Origin of the sequence: Pseudomonas sp. BR20 (assembly GCF_050780135.1) — a bacterium.
In the GTDB taxonomy this organism is placed as follows: domain Bacteria; phylum Pseudomonadota; class Gammaproteobacteria; order Pseudomonadales; family Pseudomonadaceae; genus Aquipseudomonas.
Map to the genome: position 1 here is coordinate 4,767,942 of NZ_CP172012.1, position 26,698 is coordinate 4,794,639.

25 protein-coding genes are annotated in these 26,698 nt (G+C 58.7%); 13 read left to right on the top strand and 12 right to left on the bottom strand.

All coding sequences use genetic code 11. The annotated features are described in order from the left end of the window. Positions 1-29 precede the first annotated feature (29 nt). Positions 30-1,220 carry an ATP-binding protein gene (locus ACHPFG_RS21875; RefSeq protein WP_431703509.1) on the top strand — a complete coding sequence of 397 codons (1,191 nt, stop codon included), beginning with the start codon at positions 30-32 and terminating at the stop codon, positions 1,218-1,220. 74 nt (positions 1,221-1,294) lie between these two features. Here ACHPFG_RS21875 and ACHPFG_RS21880 read toward each other — a convergent pair whose 3' ends face one another. Next, positions 1,295-1,630, bottom strand: a complete 336-nt coding sequence (locus ACHPFG_RS21880) for a GrlR family regulatory protein (protein WP_431700396.1) — start codon at positions 1,628-1,630, stop codon at positions 1,295-1,297. A 1,061-nt stretch (positions 1,631-2,691) separates the two neighbouring features. Here ACHPFG_RS21880 and ACHPFG_RS21885 point away from each other — a divergent pair. Beyond that, positions 2,692-3,249 carry a 3'-5' exonuclease gene (locus ACHPFG_RS21885; protein WP_431700397.1) on the top strand — a complete coding sequence of 186 codons (558 nt, stop codon included), beginning with the start codon at positions 2,692-2,694 and terminating at the stop codon, positions 3,247-3,249. Between the two features lie 71 nt (positions 3,250-3,320). Here the strand turns inward: ACHPFG_RS21885 and ACHPFG_RS21890 are convergent, their stop codons facing one another. Genes ACHPFG_RS21890 through ACHPFG_RS21905 form a run of 4 tightly spaced genes read right to left on the bottom strand, consistent with a single transcriptional unit; the run spans position 3,321 to position 8,398 of the window. Then, positions 3,321-3,821, bottom strand: coding sequence for a Mov34/MPN/PAD-1 family protein (locus ACHPFG_RS21890; protein WP_431700398.1), 501 nt, complete (start codon positions 3,819-3,821; stop codon positions 3,321-3,323). Then, the gene (locus ACHPFG_RS21895; RefSeq protein WP_431700399.1) at positions 3,818-5,497 is read right to left on the bottom strand and encodes a HesA/MoeB/ThiF family protein; all 1,680 of its coding nucleotides are present in this window, start codon (positions 5,495-5,497) and stop codon (positions 3,818-3,820) included. Before ACHPFG_RS21895 ends, ACHPFG_RS21890 begins: the two co-directional genes overlap by 4 nt. A 14-nt stretch (positions 5,498-5,511) precedes the next feature. After that, complete coding sequence (locus ACHPFG_RS21900) at positions 5,512-6,786, bottom strand: hypothetical protein (RefSeq protein ID WP_431700400.1); 1,275 nt, start codon at positions 6,784-6,786, stop codon at positions 5,512-5,514. A 22-nt stretch (positions 6,787-6,808) separates the two neighbouring features. After that, a complete protein-coding gene (locus ACHPFG_RS21905) occupies positions 6,809-8,398 on the bottom strand; it encodes an SAVED domain-containing protein (RefSeq protein ID WP_431700401.1) in 1,590 nt (529 codons plus the stop codon). Positions 8,399-9,023: 625 nt separating this feature from the next. On the opposite strand from ACHPFG_RS21905, the gene ACHPFG_RS21910 reads away from it, so the two are divergent. The 5 genes from ACHPFG_RS21910 (at position 9,024) to ACHPFG_RS21930 (ending at position 14,459) form a co-directional block, all read left to right on the top strand. Further along, on the top strand, positions 9,024-11,045 hold the full coding sequence (locus ACHPFG_RS21910) for a methyl-accepting chemotaxis protein (protein WP_431700402.1): 2,022 nt from the start codon (positions 9,024-9,026) through the stop codon (positions 11,043-11,045). 94 nt (positions 11,046-11,139) lie between these two features. Then, positions 11,140-12,180, top strand: coding sequence for an alpha/beta hydrolase family protein (locus ACHPFG_RS21915; RefSeq protein WP_431700403.1), 1,041 nt, complete (start codon positions 11,140-11,142; stop codon positions 12,178-12,180). Positions 12,181-12,260: 80 nt separating this feature from the next. Beyond that, positions 12,261-12,779 carry a DUF2569 domain-containing protein gene (locus ACHPFG_RS21920; RefSeq protein ID WP_431700404.1) on the top strand — a complete coding sequence of 173 codons (519 nt, stop codon included), beginning with the start codon at positions 12,261-12,263 and terminating at the stop codon, positions 12,777-12,779. A gap of 211 nt (positions 12,780-12,990) precedes the next feature. Further along, a complete protein-coding gene (locus ACHPFG_RS21925; RefSeq protein WP_431700405.1) occupies positions 12,991-14,217 on the top strand; it encodes an MFS transporter in 1,227 nt (408 codons plus the stop codon). 80 nt (positions 14,218-14,297) lie between these two features. Beyond that, positions 14,298-14,459, top strand: coding sequence for a DUF2986 domain-containing protein (locus ACHPFG_RS21930; protein ID WP_081744378.1), 162 nt, complete (start codon positions 14,298-14,300; stop codon positions 14,457-14,459). A 1-nt stretch (position 14,460) separates the two neighbouring features. Here ACHPFG_RS21930 and ACHPFG_RS21935 read toward each other — a convergent pair whose 3' ends face one another. After that, positions 14,461-15,672, bottom strand: a complete 1,212-nt coding sequence (locus ACHPFG_RS21935) for a YeeE/YedE family protein (RefSeq protein WP_431700406.1) — start codon at positions 15,670-15,672, stop codon at positions 14,461-14,463. Positions 15,673-15,915: 243 nt separating this feature from the next. Here ACHPFG_RS21935 and ACHPFG_RS21940 point away from each other — a divergent pair, with 243 nt between their 5' ends. From ACHPFG_RS21940 to ACHPFG_RS21955, 4 genes are all read left to right on the top strand, one after another. After that, on the top strand, positions 15,916-17,133 hold the full coding sequence (locus ACHPFG_RS21940; protein WP_431700407.1) for an MFS transporter: 1,218 nt from the start codon (positions 15,916-15,918) through the stop codon (positions 17,131-17,133). A 76-nt stretch (positions 17,134-17,209) separates the two neighbouring features. After that, entirely contained in the window at positions 17,210-17,485 is a 276-nt protein-coding gene (locus tag ACHPFG_RS21945; protein ID WP_032885919.1) for a metal/formaldehyde-sensitive transcriptional repressor, read from the top strand. Continuing rightward, a complete protein-coding gene (gene dmeF, locus ACHPFG_RS21950; RefSeq protein WP_431700408.1) occupies positions 17,482-18,393 on the top strand; it encodes a CDF family Co(II)/Ni(II) efflux transporter DmeF in 912 nt (303 codons plus the stop codon). Before ACHPFG_RS21945 ends, dmeF begins: the two co-directional genes overlap by 4 nt. 33 nt (positions 18,394-18,426) lie before the next feature. Next, positions 18,427-18,606 (top strand): DUF1289 domain-containing protein, encoded by a 180-nt coding sequence (locus ACHPFG_RS21955; RefSeq protein WP_053130903.1) that lies wholly within the window; start codon positions 18,427-18,429, stop codon positions 18,604-18,606. 9 nt (positions 18,607-18,615) lie between these two features. On the opposite strand, the gene ACHPFG_RS21960 is transcribed toward ACHPFG_RS21955, so the two are convergent. Further along, entirely contained in the window at positions 18,616-19,413 is a 798-nt protein-coding gene (locus tag ACHPFG_RS21960) for a DNA/RNA non-specific endonuclease (RefSeq protein ID WP_431700409.1), read from the bottom strand. A 156-nt stretch (positions 19,414-19,569) separates the two neighbouring features. Here ACHPFG_RS21960 and ACHPFG_RS21965 point away from each other — a divergent pair, with 156 nt between their 5' ends. Then, complete coding sequence (locus tag ACHPFG_RS21965; RefSeq protein ID WP_431700410.1) at positions 19,570-20,631, top strand: SDR family oxidoreductase; 1,062 nt, start codon at positions 19,570-19,572, stop codon at positions 20,629-20,631. Here ACHPFG_RS21965 and ACHPFG_RS21970 read toward each other — a convergent pair. From ACHPFG_RS21970 to ACHPFG_RS21985, 4 genes are all read right to left on the bottom strand, one after another. Further along, positions 20,628-21,647 (bottom strand): ATP-binding protein, encoded by a 1,020-nt coding sequence (locus tag ACHPFG_RS21970; protein WP_431700411.1) that lies wholly within the window; start codon positions 21,645-21,647, stop codon positions 20,628-20,630. The genes ACHPFG_RS21965 and ACHPFG_RS21970 overlap by 4 nt on opposite strands. 8 nt (positions 21,648-21,655) lie before the next feature. Further along, positions 21,656-23,131 carry an RAD55 family ATPase gene (locus tag ACHPFG_RS21975; protein ID WP_431700412.1) on the bottom strand — a complete coding sequence of 492 codons (1,476 nt, stop codon included), beginning with the start codon at positions 23,129-23,131 and terminating at the stop codon, positions 21,656-21,658. Further along, on the bottom strand, positions 23,128-23,562 hold the full coding sequence (locus tag ACHPFG_RS21980; protein ID WP_131699841.1) for a hypothetical protein: 435 nt from the start codon (positions 23,560-23,562) through the stop codon (positions 23,128-23,130). Before ACHPFG_RS21980 ends, ACHPFG_RS21975 begins: the two co-directional genes overlap by 4 nt. 61 nt (positions 23,563-23,623) lie before the next feature. Next, a complete protein-coding gene (locus tag ACHPFG_RS21985; protein WP_431700413.1) occupies positions 23,624-24,835 on the bottom strand; it encodes an MFS transporter in 1,212 nt (403 codons plus the stop codon). 122 nt (positions 24,836-24,957) lie between these two features. On the opposite strand from ACHPFG_RS21985, the gene ACHPFG_RS21990 reads away from it, so the two are divergent. Further along, positions 24,958-25,632 carry a TetR/AcrR family transcriptional regulator gene (locus tag ACHPFG_RS21990; RefSeq protein ID WP_431700414.1) on the top strand — a complete coding sequence of 225 codons (675 nt, stop codon included), beginning with the start codon at positions 24,958-24,960 and terminating at the stop codon, positions 25,630-25,632. Here the strand turns inward: ACHPFG_RS21990 and ACHPFG_RS21995 are convergent. Then, positions 25,629-26,684 carry an NAD(P)-dependent oxidoreductase gene (locus tag ACHPFG_RS21995; protein ID WP_431700415.1) on the bottom strand — a complete coding sequence of 352 codons (1,056 nt, stop codon included), beginning with the start codon at positions 26,682-26,684 and terminating at the stop codon, positions 25,629-25,631. The genes ACHPFG_RS21990 and ACHPFG_RS21995 overlap by 4 nt on opposite strands. Between the last annotated feature and the right edge of the window lie 14 nt (positions 26,685-26,698).

The window sequence follows — 26,698 nt, forward strand, 5'->3', positions numbered from 1 at the left end:
CCCCTCGTAGCAGAGAACTCAACCCCGAAATGTACGTGCCTCGACCTAGGCTGGAAAAGGATCTAGCTCGTTCGTTCTCGCGGCACACTCACACCTTGCTATTTGGGGAAAGTGGTAATGGCAAGACGTGGCTATTCAAGAGAGCTTTGACTGAGAGCAATTTTCCATATATAGCGGTTAACTGCGCTAACGCATCACGCTTGAAGTCACTCACCGCAGAGATATGTGGCTGTATAATTGAGCCAGGCACTGCGATCAAGATGAAATTCAACGAAGAAAAAATGGCTGAGTTAAGTGCATATATCGCAAAGGGTGGATTGAAACATACGGGCATGTATGATGTAACTCAAGAAGAACCATTGCTTCGAGCATTCAAGCTTTTTGCAGACAGCGGCGCAAGTGGCCGAGCACAGAAAAAAATAATTGTCCTGGACAACTTAGAGTCGATATTCAACAACAACGAACTAATGTCAGAGCTGGCGGATCTCATCATTCTATTGGATGATAGTCGGTACGCCGAATGCAATATCAATTTCCTTATAGTGGGAGTGCCTAATGGTGTGCTCCAGTATTTTCGTGAGACAAAAAATTCAGAATCTGTTGCTAACCGTATATCTGAGATAAGGAAAGTTGACGGACTGGATTCTGGGCAGGTTCAACAGATACTGCGAAAAGGGTTCGCACAGCTTGAAATCTCTATGACGGGTCCAGAGTTCGTAGAGGTCTCAAATCATATCTGGTCTATCACTCTCGGGATTGCGCAACGAGTACATGAGTATTGTGAGGCCCTTGCACACGCCATCGAAGATAATCAATGGCGTTATTCTTCAGAGCTTCTTGATATTGCCGACGAGGATTGGTTGGTTACCGGGTTGCGTCAATGCTATTCCGTGATTGAAGGGCATCTCAATAGCCGAGATACGACTGTCGCCAGAAGAAACCAAGTCATTTATTGCATCGCCCAGGCGAGTGGACACCAATTTGATTTAAATGATATCGATAGAGTCGTCAGGGCGGAATTCCCAACCACAGTTGCTAACAATATGGGGATTGGTAACATTCTTTCAGAACTCGCATCCGGGGGAAGCCCGCTTATATCAAAAAATGACCGATCTGGCTCATACAGCATTCGAGATCCTAGATACCTTATGTGTATCAAGGTTATGCTGCGCAAAGACAGTACCAGTTCGAAAGTTACAAAGAGAAAATTTACAAGGTGATGGTAAATACAGCTCTGAATTTAAGAGGCTGCCGTTCATCGATAACGGCAGCCGTAATTTATAAATCTCTTGTTTTATACTACGTCTCGAATTTTTCTCCCTTTCAACTGGATAGTTAGGTGAGGTGCTCCGACTACGCTGCCCTGGAGTTCAAGAATCCCACTTTCATAGTCGACATGGCCCTTTGCGTCGAGAGTGTAGTTATCAACCCCCACCACATTTGTATTTCCATCGCGCCATTTTCCTACGGTAAACTGAGATTCGAACGAACCTGATTTAGTCGGAACTCGTCCTTGATACAGGTAGTGAGGGTCCCCGCCATTTACCGCGCCATCCTTTACAACCACCAAACCGTCACCGTAGTCACCGTTGTTTGCGCGGAAATCAACGTGAAAAATTCCATTTGTCATGATGAAGCCCCTCCAATTTATGATCTTTGAGCATAGTCCAGGTTGGCGAGTAGCGGCCGGCGTTTTGCAAGCATGTGAATCACCCCGATTTAGTAGCCGCCCTGACTGCCCGCTTTGGGTCGATTCTGTTGAAAAAGTCGGCTTCGGTTTCCCCGGCAGTAAAGTACGTGCCTGAGATTGAAATCTGTGTTTTGCGCAAAAGGTTCCGGACTCGGATTTCACGTAGCAACGTGCAAAAGAGGTGTTTTCACCCATCAGTATTCGAGCGTTTCGGGCAAACCGACTTTTTCAACACAATCGGTCGTTTTCTACCGTTTCGCGACGAGCAAAAAAACGGCCAGAAGCAGACGTTCAAACCCGCTGTATCTATCTCTTCTGGAGGAACTGAGTTCCTCCTCAATGAGCGAAAACTACTCATTGCCTACTGACCGCGTGGTTAGTAGGAGGAAAGACTCTATTGCTCACAAAGATTCTAGCAATGCCTGTATTTGGAAAAGCATAATATTTGTGTCCGTCAGGCGACTCTTAGGAGCTTGGATAGGAACGTGTACGAGACTGCTTTGGGGACGCTAACACATAAGGATTTTGAGTTCTTCTTTTGGTTTGCTCGCTTTGAGGCTGCGCTTAAAGAGTCTGGTTTTCTGAAGAGCGAGACTGAAGGTGATATAGCCGAACCGACTTGGGAGAAATTTGTAGAGGTTTATACAGCGGTATACACCCCTACCAAATCGGGTAAGAGGCTTCTGGAGTTAGGTCCTGAGCGCCAGATCGTCGATATGAGGAAAAAACTCGCAAGGAGACCGGTAGGCACTGGAAACTGCCGGAGTGAGCTATGCCAAGTGGTAAAAATGCTGAAAACCTTAAGGAACAATGTATTTCATGGTGGGAAAAAGCGGTGGCGCAGGCTGAGATCAGCCAGGTCGGACAGAGGTCCTATTGGATGGCATCAGCGAACTTCATGAGCTTGCCGCCATTACAGGTCTAGAGGGAGATCTGTGGCAAAAGTACTAGCAAATATGCTCTAGTGTAGTTTCCCCCAGTGATTAAAGGCATCACGTATCATGTCTCTGATAAACGAAGTCTATCTCTCAGTCGATGTTGAAACGTCGGGCCCGATTCCTGGCGAGTACAGCATGCTTACAATTGGTGCGTGTGTAGTTGACGATCCTGACCAGGGATTTACATGTGAAATCAAGCCCATATCCATGAACGCCGATCCTGAAGCACTGGAGGTTACTGGGCTATCTCTAGAACGACTCGCCGCTGAAGGAGTGCCTCCTGAAGTTGCGATGAAGCAATTCAAAAGTTGGATCGAGAGAGTCACCCGAACGGGTAGTCTTCCCGTATTCGTAGGGCTCAACGCTCCGTTTGACTGGTCCTTCATAAATTATTACTTTCACCGCTACCTTGGATCAAATCCCTTTGGTTTCAGCGCGCTGGACATCAAGGCTTTATACATGGGGGCCACAGGATCGACCTGGAGGGATACTCGCTCCAGCTCGATGGCTGTTCGACTTCACCCTACGCTCAAGGGTGATCATCAAGCTTTGCATGACGCGCAATACCAAGCCGAGCTATTTCGCCTGATTCGAGCGATCAATTTGCAGCCGCAGAGCTAACTATCATCGCTTACCACTGCCTCGAGCACCGTGAGTACGTGGCTGTTACCTTGGGTTCATCAGCTTGATACTTACCCTATCTCAGAGCTCGATATTTCGCTTAACTGTGCCCATTTATTCATAGACTTGTGCGAGGCAACCCATACGGCCATCACAGGGATACGACCCTGATTACCAATGATCACCATGAGATAGTGAGATCTATCCCCTCCATACGATTCGAGGTATTCACAGGTAGTTTTGTGGTCTCGGCCGGAGGGTGAAGGCAGGGACTCTGGGTGCGTATGCCATAAACCGACTGCATGCCGGTTCTGCGTATATTCGCTCTGCCTATCCCGATCGGAAGCCCTTGTATCCGGACTCCAAGCGCATCTCCGCCGATAGTCACCTGGATTTGGCCCTCTAGCCGTATGGATCACTAGACCACTGGCATTGGGCTCTAAACTGAATATCTCTCCCCCAGCTTCTTTTTGCCATAACCTCCTTTGAGCATGGGCATACATATGCAGTAAAGCTTGATCGGTGAATAGAACATAACGGGTATTGTCTGGGTAGAAAAAAATCCTACTCATGGAAACTGCCGAATCATTGTAAGACCATCGTGCTCGCTAGCGGATTTGGCCCACTCCCGATGTGTAAGCCCAGGCCAGTGCCTGTCCAAAAAATGCTGACCACGCACCCAGCTCATCACCCTCGAATTAACCCTCGCTTCAGTGTTGTCGATCATATCCAGCGCACACTCACCAACCAACGCCACCGCGTGAGCAGCGGCCATAGCTGTGTAGCTTTGGAAGCGGCTACTGCACCCAGGCTCCTGTTGAATCACTTCGTTCGGCCATAGCACTGCTTGGAGCTCCAACATCGGATCCTGAGCCCCTTGGAACCATTGCTGACTCGCTGGTAATACGCATACATGGGCGGCAGCCACGTAAGGTTCCATCCAGCCAATCAATAGTGGGCACGGATGATTCAATCGCGCCCGCTCTATCTGTACTCGTACATCAGGCTCACCGGTGAGATCTAAGACGGCATCCACATCTGCCAGAGTGTTCTGCCTTAACCATTCGGCAGTAGTCATCGCGCATGGAAGCACTTCTGTCGCGGGGTATCCCAAGTTGATCCGTTGCGCGAGAGCGTCCACTTTGTTTTGGCCGACTGACTCAGCGCCAAGTAGGTGCCGGCCAATGTTCGCGGAAGACATGGTGTCTGCATCCACCACGGATATCCGTCCAACCCCTGCCTTAGCAAGATGGTCAATGGTAGGGCTCCCTAGAGCTCCGGCACCAAAAACCACAACGTGTTTGGCCTGACGCCAACTAACCTCTGGATGCTGACCTCGTCCTACTGTCCATTCTGGGTCAAAACGAGATGTCATTAGCGGAAGTGGTTTACGTGGAGAAGGAACTGTTTTCTTGCCTCGGTGCACGTTCAAAACCGTTGGCGGCCCCCCAGGAAGCAGGTAGGCAAAGGCGATCTCAGCGTTCCTCAAAAGAGCTACACAGTGCATACCTCTTTCTCGACGGCCTCGGCACTGTTGAAGCTTCGAGTAGTCTGCTGGGAAAAGCCTCCCTTTAAGGATGCGCTCTAAGTCAGACATAGAGCGGGGCCAAGTCGAAGGAGTCAAAGTGCTTGAAATAGGAATATCCGCTACCAGAACCCCAATACGCTGCGTAGCTGAAGGTCCCATGGATTGCACCACGCGATTGGTAATTCCCAACTGCTCATCGGCTGCGATAATGACCCGCCTTGGGGTTAATAGCAGCCCATTTCTAACCATTGCCTTCGTAGGAGGAGAGTCAACGGTCCACACCGCGCTTACTGGGTCGGTGTTCGAACGCGCGCGTGCTACCTCTATCGCCCAATAGTTGAGCGCTTCAGCCCCAAAATCTTCATCCAGATCACCATTCAGCCATGGTCTTAGGAACTGCTCCAAGTAGGAGTGTAAGAGCAGTAAAATCCTCTCCTCTGCGGAGTAACCCAGACCAGGCCCAGGCTCTCCCCCAATGCAGAGCACTCCCGCCCCATCAAGATGCGGTACATGCAGAATTGCATCGGGAGATAGCTGGATAAATGCTCTGCCATGCTCGGGAAACCCCCTAGGCAGGCGCAACTCTACCCACTTGAACGCTCTCTCCTGTGGAAGAGAGGGCAATGACAGTTGGTATGCAGTAGCGCCAGCCTCCCGACTTACTGCGACGGGCTGTAAAGCCGGGAATTGCTCACGCAAAAAGGTAAGATCTAATCCCATCAGTTCCCCAAAGATTATGCCAAACCGCTGGTTGCGGGTGTTGCTCTAGGCGCTGGAGGCTGAATGCTAGGGAGACCGCTGCCACCACCTGACGGGGCGGGGATTCCGAAAACCTCACGCACCTGCTTCGCAACAGCCTGCTGATCGGTCAACGCAAGAATCGTTTTAAGGTCTGCCGAAAGCGTGTCGCACCAAGTCTTGAACGATCTGTAGCGCTCGCCATCATCATCGTTCCACTTCTCCGCGAAGTTTTCCCCTTCAACTGTCGGGTTATCAATTCGGTACTTACCGTCAAGCTTCAAGACCAAGTGAGGCAGGAGGTCCGCGAGCGCGGCCAGCAACTCTACTGGGTGCTCAAAGGATCGACCTAAGTCAGCAAACCCCTCATAGCAAGTAGTGAGTAGCGTCACGATAATGACGGAAATTGGTTTCGTGCTCGAATCAATGATCTGACGCTTCGCACACATATCCCGATGGCGCTTAAACAGGCGAATGGCTACTCGGAGGGTATCGGTGATCTCTACCGTCTGGTCAGGCACAGGAGAAACGCTGGCTCTTGCTCGATCAGCCGCATACGCCTCCATCGCAATCTCCAGAATGAGAGGCCTCTTCGCCGTGTCGTCTACCCATTGACTTATCCCCGCCGGGTTCGAGGTTTTCCAGTCTTTGGTAGGGGTATCTACGACCGCAAGTGCGGTTTTCGCGTATCGCGAAGCGCTGTATCGCGGAGCCATAGCTTGCAGCGTCTGGGTCGGTATCGTGTTCAGAGGTACGGAGGGAGTAAATTCGAGGTAAAAGCGCTCATTAGGAAAGGGCAGATTCCAGCAACGCCTTTTAGCTTGCGCCTCCAACTCCACCAAAGCTCGACCAATGGACTCGAAGAAACCCATCGGATTCGTAGCTTCGACTCGAGAGATATCCACTTGGCACACCGCGTCAATATCGAACTTCTCACCACCATTAGGCGAACGAATCAAGGTCTTAGTACTTACGGAACCTTGCGTCCGAATCAATATTGCTTCGGGAGGCCAAGAGAGATTGGCGGCCAAATGCTCAGCTACCTTCTGGTAGGCATCTGAAGCAGCACCAATTTCATCCTCACGCACAGTGATGTGCAAATTGGCCTCATTGAGAGCTTTGGCCCAGTGGCTGTATTTCAACAGCTCATCTCGCGAATCTGTCGCGAATCCCTTTCTTAGGCCAACGAACGCCTCAAAAGAATTTGTTAACCGAGCGGGGCGTGTCCGCTCGGCATAGTTCACCAGCTCTGCGCTTTTGGTAGTGCTCATAGTCTCGGGCTCGTTTAGGCAGCTATCGAAGAGGAATAGTGAAAGTCTGCTGCCCATCAGTGGCGGAGACATGGTGGCCAGTAATCGACAATGCGGGAGTAAAGTCGTAGTCCCGACCGGACCGGTCATAGACGACGTAAGCAGGATGGTGACCCGCCTGCAGCATTTGCCCAAAACGAAAGGCCACGCTCGCGGGGCTCACAACAATCAAATGCACCTTTTGCACCCTCATCACATCCTGAACGTGAACGATCGCCCTGCGAGCAACCTGCATGAACTGATCCAGATCATCCGGATGCCCAATGCAATCGAAGCCCGTCTTGGACGATATGACGCGAATCCAAGGCAAACGACCAGAATCCAAACTCTCTTTCATCTTGGTTGGAAGCGCGTCCTCATCTACACGGGCCGTAAGCTCTAGCGTAATAAGCACCTCTGGAGCATGGGCCGCCGGAAGCGAACTTACGCTAAACGTCCCCTGAGGATGAGACTTAGCCTGTGGGTTCCACGTCCAACTTCTTCGGGATCGGTCGTACTGAAATATCTGAATAGCCTGAGCTTCGCCCATCACGCGCCCAGCTAAAACCAGAGTCGGGATATGGTGGAGCGGGAATACAGCCAAGTTTTCAGTATTAGAGCTGCTACTCGAGTCAAAACCTGAAACTAGCTGCCTGATCTGGTTCTCATGCTCTCTCAGATACTGATGCCAGAATTCTGGGATATGACGGTCATCGCGCTGAGATTTCCGGCGAACGTAATGGATGACCCCTGGCGACATCGCCCGTCTTGTAGCAACGATTGCCTCAATCAATTCAGAGTCATGGAAGTAGGTCGGTACATTTGCCAGATTGGCGTGCAGGGTCACCGCTTTCGTATAGGGAAATGCCAACGAATCGAGATAATTTCGAACCGTGTCCCGATGAAGCTGACGCATATCATTGAGCACGTCTGCGGTGTAGTACTGAGGGGCGAAAGAATCAATTAAACGATGATGTTCATCGCACATCAGCATGATGTTGTCTGGGCTGTCAGCAAGACGGTGAGAGTCAGCCTGGTTACCCCGAGGTCCTGCGGGATCCGAGGCGACGATATGGGCCAAATATCCCACCCGAGCTGCTTTCGTCCACAGAGGAACCTCTGACAAATCTTTGCTGCAACCATGAAACATGCACCTGGCACCGGCATCAGCCCATACTTTCTGCGCCGTTTTCTCTGAAATTTCTGCTCCCCTTCCACTGGTTTTCCCGAGCAAACCATCTCGCGTGGCAACAAGCACATTTACCGACGCTTTATCCAGTACAGAGCAATAGGTCCAATCGTCGCAAGCGAATTGAACATCAATGAGCTCTTCAAACGGAAGCTCAAGGCTGAGGAGTAATTTCTTGCCAACAAGCTTTTTCAGGGAAGCTGTAGCGGCCTTCCCAGGATCAGCGGGATAGAGAACTTGGCAGGGGGCATCAAGGTCGAACACCTTGCAGAGATATCCGGCATGAATAAATGCCACGCGATGCTTTTGGCTCAAACGACCTTCAAGCCAGGCCGCCAGATTCTCATCGTCGAAATTCTCAGGAGTAGCTGCTTCGCTCAGAAGCACGTCAGCAGGTTGGGTCATCTCTCGCTCTTGTCTTTGATCGATTTTGAATCGGGCCACTTTCTAGTTAAGGTCAAAAAAAGCATATTCAATGGCAAATTGATATTTTTTTGCCATCAGGAGAATTACACACTGCTTTCCCTATGTGCGGTGACCTGCGTCAACTAAATGTCCCAGGAACAGATCTAATCAAGAAAAGGGGCGAAGACTCATTCACTTACATGATGCCCCGTTCAGGCGGGCGCCCTTCACCCACAAGGGAAGAATAGGGGCTGATTTGACGCTCCTGCTCTGAGCGCCTGCTTTTGGTCGATTCTGTTGAAAAAGTCGGCTTCGAATTCCGCGCCAGAAAAGTACGCACCTGAGATTGAAATCTGAATTTCTGGCAGAAGGCTCAGGACTCGGATTTCGCAGAGCAGCGTGCAACTGAGGTGTTTTCATCCCTAAATATTCGAGTGTTTCGGGAAAGCCGACTTTTTCAACACAATCGGCCGAAAGCAGCCCCTATCAGTAATAGGAAAACTCCCTACACCCGCGTCCATCCGTCGCATCCCCCACCCTCCCCCTCCAGTCCTCACCCAACCTGCCGATAACCCTACTAACCGTATGCCTACCCCCTGCATCACCACTCGATCGAGTCCACCACATGAACCCACTCTCCCTTCTAAAAAAAGCCCGGGCCGATCGTCAAGGCACCGCCACGCTCACCAGCACTGCCAACGACCTGGACGCCTCACTCACTGCCCTGCGTATCACCCCCACCCTGATCACCGGCTTTATCTCGCCGCATCTGGACATCGACGCCATCGCGGCCAAGCTCAAACGCCGTTTCCCCCAGTCCACCATCAGCCTATGCACCACCTCCGGCGAACTCTGCAACGCGCCCGGTTCGCTGTATTGCGCCACTGGCGAGCGCTGGGACCGGGTCGTGTTGCAGTTGTTCGACGACAGTCTGATCGCCTCGGCCGAGGTGGTGATGGTGCCGTTGGAGTGTGAGGACATTCGCGGTGGCGGCAAGCGGTTGGGAATGCAGGAGCGGATTGCCAAGTTGGTGGCCAATATCAAGCGGGTGCAGGTGCGTACGTCGATCGATCATCGCGATACGTTGGCGTATGTGGTGTTCGATGGGTTGTCGGCGTCGGAGTCGTTTTTTATGGAGGCGCTGTATGAGTCGGGGCGGTTTCCGTGTTTGTTTGTAGGGGGATCGGCCGGGGGTAAGTCGGACTTCCAGAAGACGCTGATTCATGACGGCCAGCGCAGTTATCAGAACCATGCGCAGATCGTGTTCTTGAAGACGGCGGCCCATGTGCGATTTGGGGTGTTCAAGAGCCAGAACTTTAAACCGGCGGATTTGACCTTCAGTGTGCTGACCGCGTCGGTGGAGGACCGCACGATTGACCAGGTGATCGACAGCAGCGGCAATATCAAGAGCATGGTGCAGGCGCTGTGTGATGCGTTCAGTTGTGCGCCGCAGGCATTGGAGTCGAAGCTGGCGGACTATTCGTTTGCGATTCGGGTGGGCAGTGAGTTGTTTGTGCGGTCCATCGCGCGTATCGACTTCGAACAGCAGATCGTGCAGTTGTTTTGCGACGTGGCGCCGGGCGAGGAGTTGGTGATGGTGCGGCGTACGCCGTTGCGTGAGGCGACGCGCCTAGACTATGAGCAGTTCCTGCGCGGCAAGGGTGGCCAGCCGGTGGCGGGGATTTTGAATGACTGCATCTTGCGCCGGCTGAACAACAGCGCCGAGCTGGGCAGCATGGCCGGCATTTTTGGGGATGTGCCGTTGGCGGGGTTTTCGACCTTCGGGGAGATTTTGGGCTTGAACCTGAACCAGACGCTGACGGCGATTTTCTTCTTCCGGGTGGCCAAGGACGCGAGTTTCAGTGACGAATACGTGGACAATTTCATCGCCCATTACGGCGAGTTCAAGGCATTTTTCCTACGGCGCCAGGTGAAGAAGTTGGCAGGGTTGAACCATGTGGTGGTCAAGCAGATTACCGCGTACAAGAACAATGACTTCAGCAATACCCTGAATACCCGAGGCCTGGACCGCAATATCCTGCCAGTCTTCGAAGGCCTGGCCGACTTGGGCCTGGTGTTGGCCCATGCCCAGCGTCAGCATGAGGACATCGCGTCGCAGCTCAAGCATTACTCCGGTGAGTTGCACGCTTCGATGGACGAACTGGTGGGCACGATTGGCCAGCAGAACACGGTGTCTGCCCAGGCCGGGGCCACGGTGGAGGGGCTGTCGAGCCAGGCGGATGTCGCGGTGGAGGGCGCGCGCACGCTGGCGGGGTCGAGTTTGCGTATCCAGTCGATTGTGCAGGTGATCCAGCAGATCGCCGGGCAGACCAATTTGCTGGCGCTCAACGCCGCGATTGAAGCCGCGCGCGCAGGCGACCTGGGCCGGGGCTTTGCGGTAGTGGCCGACGAGGTGCGCAAGCTCGCGGAAATCACACGCAAGAATGCGGCGGAAATTGGTGTGGATATCGACTTGTTGTCGAGTGAGATCCAGCGGGTGGCCCAGCAGATTGAAGACCAGTCCACCGGGGTGGGCGCGCTGCGGGAGATGTTGGATGTGCTGGAGGCGTCGAGCCGTGCGACGGAGGGTACGGCGCAACGGACCAAGACCATTGCGGATACGTTGACGGGGTTGACCCATGGGTAGGCGTTAACGGCAGGTAAAAATAGCGCGGGGCTCATGGCACTGAACGGGGGATTCAGTGCATGATGCGTCGCTCATATCAAGGACGATAACAACAGTGAAAAACGCCCTCGCCTCCCTGCTATTGCTGTGCCTGACGGCTCCCGCCGTCGCCGCCGAAAACCCGGTCGGTTTCAAGACCGTCACCCTGCCCGATGCGCAAAACAACCGACCACTCGAACTGGTCGTCTGGTACCCCGCTACCACCACCGCCAAACCCACGCTGATCGCCGACAGCGCGGTGTTCATCGGTGCCCTCGCCGTGCCCGACGCGCCACCGGCTGCCGGTGAGCATCCGCTGGTGGTGCTCTCCCACGGTTATGGCGGTAACTGGGGCAAGCAGGTGTGGCTGGCCAGTGCGTTGGCGCATCAGGGCTACATCGTCGCGGCGGTCAACCACCCCGGCACCACCACCAAAGACCGCAACCCACAAACCGCCGCGCAGTTATGGCAACGTCCGGCCGACCTGAGCCGCGCGATTGACGCGGTGTTGGCCCAGCCGAAGCCATTTGGCGCGGTCGCGAATGGCCAGATTGCCGCCGTGGGCCATTCCCTTGGCGGCTGGACCGTGCTGGAAATCGCCGGGGCGCGCTTCGACCCCGATCTGTTCAGCCGCGACTGCAGCGCCCACCCCAAGCTTGGCGGTTGCATGGGTTACCAGGAGATGAACCCCGCCGGCACGCCAGCCGGCAAGGCCCGGTTGGCCGCCGATTTAAGCGACAAACGCGTCACCGCCATTGTGTCCTTGGACCTGGGCCTGTCGCGCGGCTTCACCGACGCCAGCCTGGCTGCATTGCCGGTACCGGCGCTGGTGATTGCGGGGGGCGTGCCGTCGGAGGATATGGACCCGCAGCTGGAGTCCGCCGACATGGTCAAGCGGCTGCCTGAAGCAACGACGAAGTACGTGGAGATCGCCGATGCCACGCACTTCAGCTTTATGTCGATCTGCAAGCCGGGGGGCATGGCGCTGATTGAGGAGAGTTCGCCAGGCGACGGCATGATTTGCCGCGATGGCGAGGGGGCTCGGCCGAGGGCGGTGATTCAGCAGCAGGTGGTGGGGCTGATCAGTGAGTTTTTACACCGATCGTTTCGACAGTGAAGCCGCCATCGACCTTAGAGCCCGTGGCGCGACACGGCTGACTATTTATTGTTTTAACTCTATTGAACGGCGGAGCGAACATGCAGGAAAGTCAACAACTGAAGGGACTGGGCGGTTGGTTGATCGTGGTTGGCTTGGGCCTGTTTATAGCCTTGGCGCGTCTGGGCTATGCCCTTATCGCGGTGTATTACCCGATATTCGCAGATGGCTCGTTCAGCATCCTCACCTCATCCGGCACGACGATGACTAACGCCCTATGGGGCGCGATCCTTATTTCAGAAACACTCATTAGTGCCGTCTTTATCGCGGCCTTTGGTTATTTGGTTTACCTGTTCTTCTCCGAACACTATTTATTCCCCAAGGTTTATATCGTCACGCTCATCGCCTCGGCTATTTACGTTCCACTTGATGCATGGTTCAGCTCGCTTGTTCTGGTGGATGAACCCATATTCGACTACAACACGACCAAGGAAACCGTCCGCGGATTGGTGTCCACCTCTATCTGGGTCCCCTACATACTGCTCTCTAAAAGGGTCAAGGCAACGTTTGTACAACACCGACCGGTTGAGGCAGAAACGCCTGACCCCGTCAGCCTTTGACGCGGGAAGCATCGAGCGCCTGCCGGATGACCGGCAGGCTGACCGAAGCGATGCCGCTGAAATACGCAGCCCAACCCCGTCACATCGATAGCACTGATGATTACTATCGAACCGCTCGCCTATGGGGTGGCCAAGCCCGATTCCTATAATCGCCTCCCAGTTCTTCCCCTTCGCCTGGCCTCAGGCGACATCCCCCTTGGAATCCAGCATCATGCCAAGCGCCCTCCAGGCCCCCAGCGGCCGTCCTGAACATAATCAACAAAGCGTGAAACAGCAGTGGCTTGCGATTCTCTCGGTCGCGGTGGGCGCCTTCGCCCTGGTGACCAGTGAGTTCCTGCCGGTGGGCGTACTCAACGACGTCGCCGCCGACCTCGGTATCAGTGCCGGCCACGCCGGGCTGATGGTAACGCTGCCGGGCATCATGGCTGCCCTCGCCGCGCCGTTCCTGTCGGTGAGCATTGGTGCCATGGACCGCCGTTACCTGCTGATCGGCCTGACGCTGATCATGATCATAGCCAACTCGGTCGTGGCCTTTGCCAGTGACTTCAACCTGCTGCTCTTCGGCCGCGTATTGCTGGGCATTAGCATCGGCGGGTTCTGGGCCACGGCGATTGCCCTCAGTGGGCGCCTGGCGCCCAAGGGTGTGGACGTCGCGAAGGCCACCTCGATCATCATGATGGGCGTGACCCTGGCCACCGTGCTCGGCGTGCCGGTCGGCACCTGGCTCAGCGGCCTGATGGGCTGGCGCATGACGTTCCTGGTCACCGCACTGCTCGGTGTGCCGGTGCTGCTGGCGCAGGTGTTCCTGCTGCCTCGTCTAACGCCGGAGAAGGCCATTCGCATCAGTGACCTGCCGGCGTTGTTTATCAACCCACAGGCGCGGGTCGGGTTGATCGCGGTGCTGTTGATCGGCCTGGCGCACTTTGCGGCCTACACCTATGTCGCGCCGTTCTTCAAATACAGTTCCGGCTTCGATGGGCCGACGATTGGCTCGCTGCTGCTGCTCTTCGGCGTGGCCGGGGTGTTCGGTAATATCTTTGCCGGTTTTGCCGCCAACCGCAGCGTGCGTCACACCCTGTTGCTGGTGGCGCTGATGATCGGCACCAGCACCGCGCTGTTCCCTCACTTCGCCACGGGGATGACCGGCGCAGCGATGCTGATCGGGCTGTGGGGCTTCGCCTTCGGCGCCTTCCCGGCCTGTGCCAGTATCTGGATGTTTGTGGTGGCGCCCAAGGATGTCGAACGCGGCATGCCGCTGTTCGTCGCCTTGTTCCAGGTGATCATTGCCTTGGGTTCGTTCTTCGGCGGGCAGATCGTCGACCAGTTGGGCAGCGCGGTGCTGTTGAGCCTGGCCACGGCGCTGGTGGGCTGTGGTTTTGTCACCGTGCTGGTGCTGGGGCGCAACATCAGTAATAGCCTGGCGGCCCAAGCTGGCTAGGCCTGTGCGCCTGCTACGGGGGGAGCTGTCGCCGTTTTTAAGCTGGTATCATCCCGGCCTGTCCAACCCGGGTACAACACATGAATCGCCAGAAAAAACTGCAACAGCTGTTCAAGGCCAAAGCCAAAAAGGCCAGCGCCAAATTGGCACCGAAATCCAAGGATAAGTACATCAGCAAGGCAGAACGGGAAAAGCTGGCGGCTGAGGCCGCTCAGGCGCCAGACATTTCCCCTGAGGATTAACTCAGCAACCGCTCAGCGCTTCGGGCCGGCGCTCACCGGCAAAGAAAAACGGCCGCAGGCGCACGCCCACGCCGTTGCCGATAAACGCCGCCACCAGCCACACCCAGCCATGCAGGCTGCCCGAGGCGATGCCGCTGAAGTACGCGCCGATGTTGCAGCCGTAGGCCAGGCGCGAGCCGTAGCCGAGCAGCAGGCCGCCGATCACCGCCGCCACCAGCGAACGCGCCGGGATCTTCAGGCTGGGGGCAAAACGCCCGGCCAGGCCGGCGGCCAACAGCGCACCGAGGACGATGCCGATGTCCATGACGCTGGTGATGTCTTCCCACACCGGCGCAGCCAGGGCCTTGGCGTTGCCCGGCATTTGCCAGAACGCCCAGCTGGCCACGTCCACACCCAACCCGCTTGCCACCTTGGCGCCCCACAGCGCGAACGCCGAGGTAATCCCCCACGGCCGCCCGGCGAGTGCCAGGGTGGCGTAGTTGAGCAGCGCGAGGCCAATCGCGCCCCACACCAAGGGCCATGGCCCGCGCAGGAAGCGGCGCAGGCCTTGGTGTTCGCTGGTGACACCTTCCTCAAGCTGGCCGTGGCGGCGCTTTTCCAGGCGCACGGTAACGGCCGCGATGAGCGCAAACATGGCCAGGCTGGCGAGCAACGCCGGCACCACGCCGAAGCTCTTGACGATGGACACCGCCGGGAACGACGGCAACGCGAACCACCAGTCCACATGGTGGGTGGCGATCAGCGAACCGCAGATAAAGAACAACAAGGTCACCAGCATGCGCGCATTACCGCCGCCCACCGTGAACAGCGTGCCCGAGGCACACCCGCCACCCAACTGCATGCCGATGCCGAAAATAAACGCGCCGAACACCACCGACACCCCGGCCGGCGCCACCAGCCCGACCACCGGTTGCCCGAACAACGTGCCCGCCCCCAGCGCCGGGAAAAACAGCAGCACCGCCAGCGCGAGCATTACCATCTGCGCCCGCAAGCCAGCGCCCCGGCGATCATTGATGAGCACGCGCCAGGCGGAGGTAAAGCCGAAGGCGGCGTGGTAAAGGGTCAAGCCCAGTGCAGCGCCGACCACCAGCAACAGCACCTGGCGCGAACCGACGCTGCTTTGCAGGAACAGGGCGCCCAGCACCAGGATGATAAAGGCCACCAACGGCGCGACAGGCTTGCGCGCGGGGGTGAAAGGGAGAGAGGTGCTCATGGGGTATCTCGGTTTGTTTGAAGGGGGATTGCGAACGGGCGAGTATAGCCTGTGGGAGTTGTCGGGCTTAAGTGAGGCTGCGATAGCGATGTGTCAGGCAACATAGAGGTTGGCACTGCCGCCGTCATCGCAGCCTCGCCAGGGTTCGACAACGCCCACATTGGCGGTCACTGTGGCTGAGTACTGCGCCGGCAGCGCCTGTTCAAATCACCTCGTCCTGTTTGAGGAGTCACGAATACCGCTATGAGTTTCCTCGGCACCTTCCGCTCCCTGCGCAGCCCCAACTACCGCATCTGGGCCGCCGGGGCGTTGGTCTCTAATGTCGGCACCTGGATGCAGCGCACCGCGCAGGACTGGCTCGTGCTGACCCAGTTGACCCCGCACAACGCTGCGGCGGTTGGCATCGTGATGTCGTTGCAGTTCGGGCCGCAGCTGCTGTTGCTGCCATGGACCGGCTTTGCCGCCGACCACTACGACCAGCGCAAATTGCTGATGGTCACCCAGGCGCTCATGGGTCTGCTGGCACTGACGCTGGGGGTGTTCACCGTCACTGGGTTTGTCGAACTGTGGCACGTGTATGTGTTCGCGTTTTTGTCCGGCTGCGCGTCGGCGTTCGATGCGCCGGTGCGGCAGGTTTTCGTCGCGGAACTGGTGGCCGAGAAGGATTTGTCCAACGCCATCGCACTCAATTCCACCTCGTTCAATATGGCGCGCATGATCGGCCCGGCCGTGGCGGGCCTGACCATCGCCTCGGTGGGCACCGGCTGGGCATTCCTGCTCAATGGCAGCAGTTTCTTTGCGGTGCTGGTTTCGCTGTTCTTCCTGCGGGTGTCGGGACAGCACGCCAAGGTGCGGGCGCTGCATACCAAGGGCAGCCTGACCGAGGGCCTGCGCTATGTGTGGGCACGGCCGGACTTGAAGGCGATCCTGCTGATGTTGTTTCTGATCGGCACCTTCGGCATGAACTTCCCGATTTTTATCTCGACCATGGCGGTGACTGCGTTCCATACCGATGCGCGCGCCTTTGGCCTGCTTTCCTCGACGCTGGCCATCGGCACCATTGCCGGCGCCCTGCTGGCCGCCGGACGCGAGCGGCCGCAGTTCAAGTCGTTGCTCAACGGCGCGGCGATCTTCGGGATTGGCTGCACGCTGGCAACCCTGGCGCCGAACTACTGGTTATTCGCCGTCGCGCTGGTAATCATCGGCGTCGGTGCCATGACCTTCAGCAACACCACCAACAGCCTGATGCAACTCACCACCGAACCCGCCATGCGCGGCCGGGTGATCGCCCTGCGCGTCGGCGTGGCCCTGGGTGGCACACCGATCGGTGCGCCTATCGTCGGCTGGATCGCTGACAACCTGGGCCCGCGCTGGGCACTGGGTGTCGGCGCGTTGTCGGGCATCCTGGCAGTGGGTGTGGCGATCTACACCCTGCGGCATCGGTTGGATCGGCCCAAGTAACCCTCGCTTCGACGCCCTTGTATAGGGGGGAGGGGTATGACACCATCCGCCCCACTATAGGTAGGGGGGGTATATCGTGAGCCATATCGCAGCCAACAAAGACAGCCTGATAAAACGGGTTAAACGCATCGCCGGGCAGATTCAGGCGGTGGAGAAAGCCCTGGAGTCGGACGCTGACTGCGCCAAGACCCTGCACTTGGTGGCCGCTACGCGCGGCGCCATCAACGGCTTGATGGAAGAGATCATCGAAGAGCACGCCAGGGCGCACGTGGCGGATCCTTCCCTCAGCGAGGAAGAACGCAACAAAGGTGTCGAAGAACTGCTCGAAGCCATCCGGCGTTACGCCAAATGACGCTCATGACAAACCACGCCCACGAGCATGTGTTCCTCGGTGCTGCCCACGAAGAGAACGCTAGGCGCACCCTGTGGGTGGTGATGCTGACAGTGGTGATGATGGTGGCGGAAATTGCCGCCGGCTACCTCACCGGCTCCATGGCCCTGCTGGCTGATGGTTTTCATATGGCGACCCATGCCGGCGCCTTGGGCATTGCCGCCGCAGCCTATGCCTATGCCAAACGCCACGCGCGCAGCCCGCGCTACAGCTTCGGCACCGGCAAAGTGGGCGACCTGGGTGGCTTCGCCTCGGCGCTGATCCTGGCGCTGGTGGCCCTGGGCATTGGCGTCGAGTCGGTGATCCGCCTACTGGCACCCACCGAGGTGCAGTTCGGTACCGCTACCCTGATTGCCATCGTGGGCCTGGTGGTGAATATCGTCAGTGCGCTATTGCTGGGGCACGGCCATAGCCACGGGCATGACCACGACGACGAACATCACCACCACGGCAACGACAACAACCTGAAATCCGCCTATGTGCATGTGCTCGCCGATGCGCTCACCTCCGTGCTGGCCATCGCTGCGCTGCTGGCCGGCCGTTACCTGGGCTGGGTGTGGCTCGACCCGGTGATGGGTATCGTCGGCGCCATCGTGATTGCGCGTTGGGCCTGGAGCCTGATGGGCGCGACCGCCGGCGTGCTGCTGGATCAGACCGATGAGCACGTCGCTGCCGAGATCCGCGAGTTGGTCGAACACCCCGGCGACGCCAGGATTACCGACCTGCACGTGTGGCGCGTGGGCCCCGACGCCCACGCAGCGATTGTGAGCGTGATCGGCCAGGCGACCACGGATGCCGAGAGCATTCGCGAGCGCCTCAAGCCGGTGCATGAAGTGAGCCACCTTACCGTTGAGTTTCGTTCTGCGTGAGTGCGCCCCTTTACCCCATCTCCAGGTGACCTCTTGGCTAAAGACATCGAAAACCCCTGCGTCTCCACCTGCCAGCTCAGCGGCGACCTGTGCGTCAGCTGTGGGCGCAGCAAGGACGAGATCCGCAAGTGGAAACGCATGAAACGCCCCGAGAAAATGGCCGCCGTGCAACGCGCGACCCAACGCTTGAAAGCGTTGAAAAAAGCCAAGTAAACCGCTTGATCAGGAGCGTCCCACCGACCCCGATACAGGAAGGTTGCCCAGCAATTTGAGCCCGGTGCTTTTCACGAAGGTGTCGTAGTCCATCGGCTTCTGGATGCGCGTTTCGGCGTTGGGCAGCACGTAGGCCCAGGCGCGCTGGCTGGAGGCGTCGTACACCAGCTTGAACAGGCGCGTCGGCACCCAGACCTTGTTGTCGCCGATGGTGCTGTAGCCTGGGTCGAACAGCGGCCCGGTGAACACATACACGTCACCGCCCGCGCGCACCGCGAACTTGCGTACATCGGCCTCGACCTTGCTCCAGATCTTGCGGTTGTTGGTGGGGTCTTGGGGCACCATGTTCGACAGCGCAAAGGACTGGGCCATGGCCCGCGCGTTGGGTGCGTCGGCGGCCGGGGCCTGGTGGCCACGGTCCATGGCCGGGTGCTGGCTGCGGTAGTCGCTCAGCTCCGCGCGGCCGCTTTTGGAAATGCGTGGGTCGGCGTAGAACTGGTTGGTGCGCTCCTCGCCTTTGGCATTTTTCAACTGCGCGGTGTTCAGGCGTTCGACCACCACCAGTGGGGTCTTGCTGGTTTGTGAGTAGAGCACCGCAAACGTCTCGGAACACAGCGCCAGCGGCTTCATCGACGCCGGGACGGTGGCCGTCTTGATCGGGGCAGCGCCAGGGAAGAGATCGGCGCAGCCATCGAATGAGGCACGTTGCTCGGTGGGGGTGTAAGGGTTGGCCAGACTGCGGGCGTCTACAGCGCTGGAAAACAAAACAAGGGCCGACAGCCCGACTGCGATGGTGCGTAGGTACATGCTTTAAATCTTATGGTGAGGGTAACGGATGAGCGCGAATGTTCGTGCGGGGCTTATGGACCCTGATTCGTGTGTTTGGTGCCGCGAGACTCACGGATAAGGTTGAACCTCTCCTACACCCAGGGGCTCAGAACCCTACATCCTCGGGAGAAACCTATGACCCAGACCGCATTAGTCGTGGGCGCCAGCGGCATCGTTGGCAGCGCCATCACCCAGTTACTGCTCGAACACCAGTGGCACGTTGCAGCCCTGTCCCGTCAGCCCTCGCAGGTGCCAGGCGTGATTCCGGTCGCCGCCGACTTGCAGGACCCGGCATCGCTGCAACAGGCCCTGGCCGATTTGAAACCCACCCATGTGTTCATCACCACCTGGTCGCGCCAGGCCACCGAAGCCGAGAACATCCGCGTCAACGCCGCCATGGTGCGCAACGTGCTGGACGCCGTGCGCCCCGCCGGGAGCGTGCAGCATGTGGCGCTGGTCACCGGCTTGAAGCACTACCTCGGGCCGTTCGAAAACTATGGCAAGGGCAGCCTGCCGCACACCCCGTTCCGCGAAGAGCAAGGCCGCCTGGACGTGGAAAACTTCTACTACGCCCAGGAAGACGAAGTGTTCGCCGCCGCAAAAAAGGACGGCTTCACCTGGAGCGTGCATCGCCCGCACACCGTCACCGGCGTGGCGGTGGGCAATGCGATGAACATGGCGACCACCCTCGCCGTCTACGCCAGTGTCTGCAAACACACAGGTCGCGCGTTTGTATTCCCAGGCTCCCGCGTGCAATGGGACAGCCTCACGGACATGACCGATGCGCGGCAGTTGGCCCAGCAACAGTTATGGGCGGCCACCACGCCCGCTGCCGCCAACCAGGCCTTCAACGTCACCAATGGCGATGTGTTCCGCTGGAAGTGGATGTGGGGCCGGATTGCCGATTACTTCGGCCTGACAGCGGCCGACTTCCCCGACTCGCCCTCGCCGCTTGAGACGCAAATGGCCAATGACCAGGTTGCCTGGCGCCAGATCGCTGCGAAGCATGGACTGAAGGAGGCCGAGATGGATCGGCTGGTGTCGCCGTGGCACACCGACGCCGACCTGGGCCGGCCCATCGAGGTGGTCACGGACATGTCCAAGAGCCGGAAGATGGGCTTTACCGCTTACCAGGCCAGCGATCAGGCGTTCTTCGAGGTGTTCGACCAACTGCGCGCAGCGCGTTTGATCCCTTAATCCATCAGGGGCAGCGTCACCACAAATTCGCTGCCCTTGCCATGCCCCTCGCTCATGCCCGTCACGCTGCCGCCGTGTGCCTCGACCAGTTCACGCACCACCGTCAAGCCGATGCCCAGGCCGGCGCCGTTGAAACCGACGGCGTGAACATCCTGCACATAAGGGTCGAAAATAAACGGCAGGGCCTGGGCAGTGACGCCGATGCCGTTGTCGCTGATGCTTATCCTCAGCACCCCGGCCTGCGCGGTACAGAACACCTTGATGCGTCCGCCGATGGGCGTGTACTTGGCCGCGTTGGCCAGCAGGTTATGCAGAATCTGCGCGAGCCGCCCAGGGTCGCCGTTGATGCTCAAACTGGCGTCGGGAAGCTCGACATCCAATTGCTGCTGACGCTTGACCATCACAGGGCTGCAGGCGTCGATCGCGGCGTTGAGGATGCGCAGCATATCCACCTGACGGCGGTTGATACGCAACTTGCCGGTGCTGGCGCGGGACACATCCAGCAGGTCATCGACCAGTTGGGAAATATGCTGGACCTGCCCCTCGATCAGCTCACGCATGCGCGGCAACTGGTCGCTCGGCAACCTGACCATACGCTCGGCGATCAGGCTGATCGGCGTCAGCGGGTTGCGCAGCTCATGGGCGACCATGGCGAGAATGTTTTTCTGCTGGCCCAACGCTCGCTCGGCTGTTGCCTGCAGGTCCTGGGCGCTGAGCGCCGCGATCACCAGTTGCGCGTTGGCCTCACGCAGTTCCTGGTAGAGGTGCTGCTCCTCCTGAGGAGGTCCCGCGACGGCGTCCGATTGCGCCAGCAGTATCGCCAGCACCAACTGCTGGTTGGCCTCGATCAGTTGCTCGACGTGCTGGGAGTCCACCAGGCGGCTGCTGGCGTCACTCAGTTGTTGCTGCAATGCCGCCAGTACCGCGCGGGCCTCAACCGTTTTCTGGCCGAGCAGGAAGAGTTCATGAGCGGCACTGGCCACTTCACGCTCGTCCTGTCCTTCGCCTTTACTCATGGCTCAGCTCAACCATTTTCGTCTCCCGCGCCCTGCGCGTGCGAATGCAATGCGGTTGGCCGCCCGCCGAGCAACCCTTCCTGGTCCGCAAGCCTTTCACCGATCTGCAGGCCATCGTCATTGATGTGGTATTGGCGCAGTTCATCGGAGTGCGCGCTGGCACGCACCTTGACCACGGCCATGATCCTCAGCAGCCGGCTGCGCACTTCGATATAGCGCTGCACAATGATCGCATCGGTAAGGAACGCGGTGCCGTAGGGGCTGAAACGCAGGTCGGTGTAGCGGTCTTCAAGCTCCGAGGTCATCAATACGCTGACCCCGGCACCGGTCAACGCCGTGACCATGCGCGAAAGCGACTCTCGGAAGTCCTCGCGAAAGGTCGGCGCCAGGGCCAGCTCGAAGCCCGACAGCGAATCGATGACCACGCGCGTGGCGTTCAAGCGGCGAATCTCGCTGAGCAGCAGTTGGACGATTTCATCAATGGACAAGTCAGGTGCGCGGCTGTCGACCAGGCCGACTTGCCCACTTTGAATCAGGTTGGCCAGGGTGGCGTTCTGGGAGTGGTGGGGGCGCTGCTCGAACACCGCGATCACGCCGGTTTCACCCTGGCGCGCGCCTTCGGCGAGGAAGGTCGCCGCCAGGATGCTTTTGCCCGACCCCGAGGGCCCGGCCACCAGCAGCGAATAGCCCCTGGGCAGCCCGCCACCGAGCATTTCGTCGAGGCGTGGCACGCCCATTTTCAGGCGTTGGATAGGCCGCGCCATCGGCGCCTCGACCGGATTGAACGCGGCAGGCGCGAACACCTTGATGCCCGAGCTGGCGATCCGAAAGGTGTGCAGCCCCGGCAATGTCGGCTGGCCGCGCATCTTCATGATTTCCATCTTGCGCACCATCGAATTACGCTCGACGCTCTGGCGCAGCCAGATCAAGCCATCTGCCACGGTGAAGATAGGGTTGGTGTCGGTTTCGGTGAAGTACTCACCGATCAAGAAGGTCGTCGCCTGCCACGTCGTCATCAACATGCCCAGTTGCTGGACGAACTGCGGCAAGTTGTTGTTGGGGTTGTGCTGCGTCTGGCTGGCCAGCACCACCGAGCGGAAGGAGTCGACAAACACCAGCGACGGCGAATGCGCCTCCACCTCGCTGACAATGCGCCGCAGCACTTCGTCCAGGTTGCCGGCCAGTGTGTCGTCGGCCAGGTTGATATAGCGGATCGACCGGTTGATCGCCTCGCTGTCGAAAAAATCGAACTGCTGCTGATAACGCAGCATCTTCAGCGGCGGCTCGCCCAGTACGGTGAAAAACAGTGCCGGCCGCTCCGGCGTCGCAAGGGCAAACATCATTTGATGCGCCAGCGTGGTCTTGCCGCAGCCAGGCGGGCCCGCGATCAGGTTGAACGAAAACTCCGGCAATCCTCCGCCCAGCACCTCGTCCAGTCCTGGCACGCCGGTGGCCAGGCGGTTGATAGTTACTTTGGTGCTCATGGCGATTGTTCCTGGGAAGGGGTGTCGCTCAAGGAGGGCTCCCACACGTCGCGCAGCAAACGGGCGGTCAGCGAAGGCCCGATCAGCGTGGTCAGCAACGTGTAGAAAGTGGTCAACAGTACTTCACCGAAGAACAGCGCATCGGCTTCAGTCTGCTCGATCAATAGGGCTTTGAGATCGCTCAGGTCCGGCGCCGCCTGCACGCGGTCGTAGGTGGCGGACAGGCGCGAATGGGTCTGGACGCTCAAGCGCAGGCTGCGACGCAGCAGCGCCACAGCCCCTTGCTGCCCGATAATGGGCGTGAGTACTGCGTCGATATCCTGCAGGATCGAAACAATCGCCTCAGCGATGCTTGCAGGGTCAGCGGTAGGGCCAACACGGTGCGCCAGAGAAGCTACGATCTGGCGGCTCTCTTCGCTTAGCGTGGACATGACGGGCTTATATCCGATGAGTTGACACTGATCGTACACCCTATCGTGCCAGCCCGACGTTTTAATGGCCCACTGCCGCCTGCGTCGTGCGCCGACCTGGTCGGAAACCATGGCCACGCGCCGCCCAGGCAATCACCAGCGCCACCGCGATCAACCCCAGCATTGCCCAGGGAAACGCCGCCACGCCCCAGCGGTCCAGCAACACGCCGCCTGCGACGCCGCTGCCGGCTATCGCGCTGTTCCATGCCACCACGTTCAGCGACAGCGCCACATCCGCGCCGTCCCCCGCCGCATCCGCCAGGGCGGTTTGCAGCAAGGTCGCGGCGCCGCCGAAGCTCAGGCCCCAGACCCCCACGCCGAGGTAGATCACCAGTGGCACATTCCCCAGCACGCCGAATAGCACGCTTACCGCCGCAAACGTCGCCAGGCTCACCAGCACGGTGTTGCGCAATAACGGTTCGACCAGTCTGGCCGTGAGCCAAATCCCCGCCAACGCAGCGATCCCGAAGACCAGCAACACCAGGTCCACGCGCTCGGCCAAGCCGGCCGGCGCCACGAACGGGGCAATGTAGGTGTACAGAATGTTGTGGGCCAGCATCCAACTGATCACCACCGCCAGCACGGGGCGCACGCCCGGCGTGGTCAGCACCTTGTGCAGCGACAGGCGTTGATGGGCGGGCTGCGGCGCGTAGTCAGGGACTTTCACCAGCACCCAGGCGATCAGCACCAGGCTCACGGCGGACATCAGGCCGAACGTGGTGCGCCAGCCCACCAGCCCACCGAGCCAGGTGCCCAACGGCACCCCCAACGACAGCGCAATCGGCGTGCCGACCATCGCCAGCGCCAGTGCCTTGCCCTGTTGATGGGGCGCAACCATGCGCCGCGCGTAACCGGCCAGCAGGCTCCAGGCCAACCCCGCCGCCACCCCGGCAAAGAAGCGCGCCACCAGCGTCACGCCATAGTGGGACGACAACGCGGTGATGGAGTTGAACAGCAGGAAACCGACGATGGTCAGCAGCAGCACATTGCGCCGGCGCCAGCCGCGAGTGGCGATGGTCATGGGAATCACCGCCAGCACTGAGCCCACTGCGTAGGCAGTGACCATCTGCCCGGCCATCGACGGGGAAATCCTCAGGCCGTCGCTGATCAACGGCAACAGGCCGGCGGGCAGGGTTTCGGTGACGATGCAGATGAAGCCGGTCATCGCCAGGGCGAGCAACGCGCCGATGGGCAGGCGCTCGGATGCGGCCGATAAAGTGAGTGAGGGGGTCACGGTAAACTCCTTGGGCAAGACTTAGATACTGATCGATATAGATGTTGCGGGCGACCGGTGCGCGTTGTCAACGACTTATGTATCGACTAGTATTTATCTCGTTTTCCCACTGGAGACCTGACATGGCACAAATGGGCCGCCCCCGCACCTTCGACCGCGAACACGCCGTGGAACAGGCCATGCACCTGTTCTGGCAGCATGGCTACGACGCCACCTCCCTGGCCCAGCTCAAGGCGGGTTTGGGTGGCGGGATCTCCGCGCCGAGTTTCTACGCGGCGTTCGGTTCCAAGGAGGCGTTGTTCGACGAGTGCGTAAAGCGCTACCTGGCGACCTACGCCCAGGTCACCGAATGCCTGTGGGACGAAACCCTGCCCCCGCGCCAGGCCGTCGAAACCGCGCTGCGCCAATCGTCGCGCATGCAGTGTGAAGACGGGCACCCCAAGGGCTGCATGGTCGCGCTGGGCGTGATGAGTGCGCCCAGCCCGGAAAATGCGCGGGTGGCCGACGGGTTGACCCAGTCGCGCCTGCGCACGCGGGCGGGAATTGTGGCGTGCGTGGAGCGCGCGGTTCGGTTGGGCCAGTTGCCGCAGCAGACCCAGCCCGCCGTGATGGCGAGTGTGTTTGACAGTTTTTTGCAGGGGGTGTCGATATTGGCGCGGGACAACGTGCCCCATGCCACCCTCGACGCCGCGATCAACCAGCTCATGATGACTTGGGACATAGCTGCGTCCACCACGCCGCCTGTGGCAAGGGAGCTTGCTCTTATCAAAGGGGCCTGCTCGAATCCTGCGGGTTAACCTGCGTCCGCAGCCAGGCTGAGCGCGTGGATCTTGTCGACAATCTGCCGTGAAGCCTTACGGATCGCCGTCGTCGTGTTGCCTGCGATATGCGGTGTCAGTTGGGCATTGCCGATGCCTGCCAGTGGCGAGTCAAAACGGTCTTTTTCGTGGACAAAGGTATCGATGGCAACCGCTTTTATATGCCCGGGAAACGCGGTCATGAAGCTTGCCAACTGGGCTTCGTCGACGATGCCGCCGCGAGCGGTATTGATCAGAATCGAGCCTTGGCGCATCTGCCTGAACTGGGCAAGGCCGAACAGGCCTTGGGTGAGCGGTGTCAGCGGTACGTGAATAGAAACCACGTCGGCCTCCCCCAGCAATTGCTCGAGGGTTTGCCGTCGCTCAAGCCCAAGGCTGTGCGCGACCTGCTGCGTAAAACGCTCTGAACCGCTGGCGATGACCTTGATACCGAGCGATCCCGCTATGCGTGCGACGGCTTGGGCAATACTGCCGGTGCCCACCACACCCAGCGTGAGTTCGCCGAATTCGAGGCCTGGCGCCAAGGTGCCCTTGGACCAGCGGCCGCGGTGCGTTTCGGCGTTGTAGTGGTCCAGGTCCCTGGATAAAAACAACGCCTGGGCGACGACGTATTCAGCGACCGCCGCCGCGTTGGAGCCCGGCGTGTTGAGTACGCTCACGCCACACCGCTCAGCCTCTTGCCGGTCGATATGGTTAACGCCTGTACCTGCTTGGGCGATAGCGCGCAGCGGCGTTGGCAGGGCCGATGATGCGGCGGCGCGGATCAGTTCGCTCTCAATGGGAATATTCAGGCGCGTCTTGAACACGCTATACCCCCCGGCCTGAGTCACGGCGTCGATAAAAGCTTGCCTGTCGTGGCAATTGATCTCGGTGTACCGGATGCGCTCGCCATAGTGCTCGCGGATACTGTGTTTATCGGTGAAATAGTAGAGATTCAGGGTGACGACCAGGCCCAACTCAAGGAATCGGTCGACTTCCTCGAATAGCAACGGCGGGCCGGGAGCATCCAGTATCAGGGTGGTGAATGCCATACCTGTGAGCCTCT

What these genes read in the sequence shown, in the direction of transcription:
- ACHPFG_RS21875 (WP_431703509.1), top strand. Translation starts at nt 30, where the DNA reads ATGTACGTGCCTCGACCTAGGCTGGAAAAGGATCTAGCTCGTTCGTTC.
- ACHPFG_RS21880 (WP_431700396.1), bottom strand. Translation starts at nt 1,630, where the DNA reads ATGACAAATGGAATTTTTCACGTTGATTTCCGCGCAAACAACGGTGAC.
- ACHPFG_RS21885 (WP_431700397.1), top strand. Translation starts at nt 2,692, where the DNA reads ATGTCTCTGATAAACGAAGTCTATCTCTCAGTCGATGTTGAAACGTCG.
- ACHPFG_RS21890 (WP_431700398.1), bottom strand. Translation starts at nt 3,821, where the DNA reads ATGAGTAGGATTTTTTTCTACCCAGACAATACCCGTTATGTTCTATTC.
- ACHPFG_RS21895 (WP_431700399.1), bottom strand. Translation starts at nt 5,497, where the DNA reads ATGGGATTAGATCTTACCTTTTTGCGTGAGCAATTCCCGGCTTTACAG.
- ACHPFG_RS21900 (WP_431700400.1), bottom strand. Translation starts at nt 6,786, where the DNA reads ATGAGCACTACCAAAAGCGCAGAGCTGGTGAACTATGCCGAGCGGACA.
- ACHPFG_RS21905 (WP_431700401.1), bottom strand. Translation starts at nt 8,398, where the DNA reads ATGACCCAACCTGCTGACGTGCTTCTGAGCGAAGCAGCTACTCCTGAG.
- ACHPFG_RS21910 (WP_431700402.1), top strand. Translation starts at nt 9,024, where the DNA reads ATGAACCCACTCTCCCTTCTAAAAAAAGCCCGGGCCGATCGTCAAGGC.
- ACHPFG_RS21920 (WP_431700404.1), top strand. Translation starts at nt 12,261, where the DNA reads ATGCAGGAAAGTCAACAACTGAAGGGACTGGGCGGTTGGTTGATCGTG.
- ACHPFG_RS21925 (WP_431700405.1), top strand. Translation starts at nt 12,991, where the DNA reads ATGCCAAGCGCCCTCCAGGCCCCCAGCGGCCGTCCTGAACATAATCAA.
- ACHPFG_RS21930 (WP_081744378.1), top strand. Translation starts at nt 14,298, where the DNA reads ATGAATCGCCAGAAAAAACTGCAACAGCTGTTCAAGGCCAAAGCCAAA.
- ACHPFG_RS21935 (WP_431700406.1), bottom strand. Translation starts at nt 15,672, where the DNA reads ATGAGCACCTCTCTCCCTTTCACCCCCGCGCGCAAGCCTGTCGCGCCG.
- ACHPFG_RS21940 (WP_431700407.1), top strand. Translation starts at nt 15,916, where the DNA reads ATGAGTTTCCTCGGCACCTTCCGCTCCCTGCGCAGCCCCAACTACCGC.
- dmeF (WP_431700408.1), top strand. Translation starts at nt 17,482, where the DNA reads ATGACGCTCATGACAAACCACGCCCACGAGCATGTGTTCCTCGGTGCT.
- ACHPFG_RS21960 (WP_431700409.1), bottom strand. Translation starts at nt 19,413, where the DNA reads ATGTACCTACGCACCATCGCAGTCGGGCTGTCGGCCCTTGTTTTGTTT.
- ACHPFG_RS21965 (WP_431700410.1), top strand. Translation starts at nt 19,570, where the DNA reads ATGACCCAGACCGCATTAGTCGTGGGCGCCAGCGGCATCGTTGGCAGC.
- ACHPFG_RS21970 (WP_431700411.1), bottom strand. Translation starts at nt 21,647, where the DNA reads ATGAGTAAAGGCGAAGGACAGGACGAGCGTGAAGTGGCCAGTGCCGCT.
- ACHPFG_RS21975 (WP_431700412.1), bottom strand. Translation starts at nt 23,131, where the DNA reads ATGAGCACCAAAGTAACTATCAACCGCCTGGCCACCGGCGTGCCAGGA.
- ACHPFG_RS21980 (WP_131699841.1), bottom strand. Translation starts at nt 23,562, where the DNA reads ATGTCCACGCTAAGCGAAGAGAGCCGCCAGATCGTAGCTTCTCTGGCG.
- ACHPFG_RS21990 (WP_431700414.1), top strand. Translation starts at nt 24,958, where the DNA reads ATGGCACAAATGGGCCGCCCCCGCACCTTCGACCGCGAACACGCCGTG.
- ACHPFG_RS21995 (WP_431700415.1), bottom strand. Translation starts at nt 26,684, where the DNA reads ATGGCATTCACCACCCTGATACTGGATGCTCCCGGCCCGCCGTTGCTA.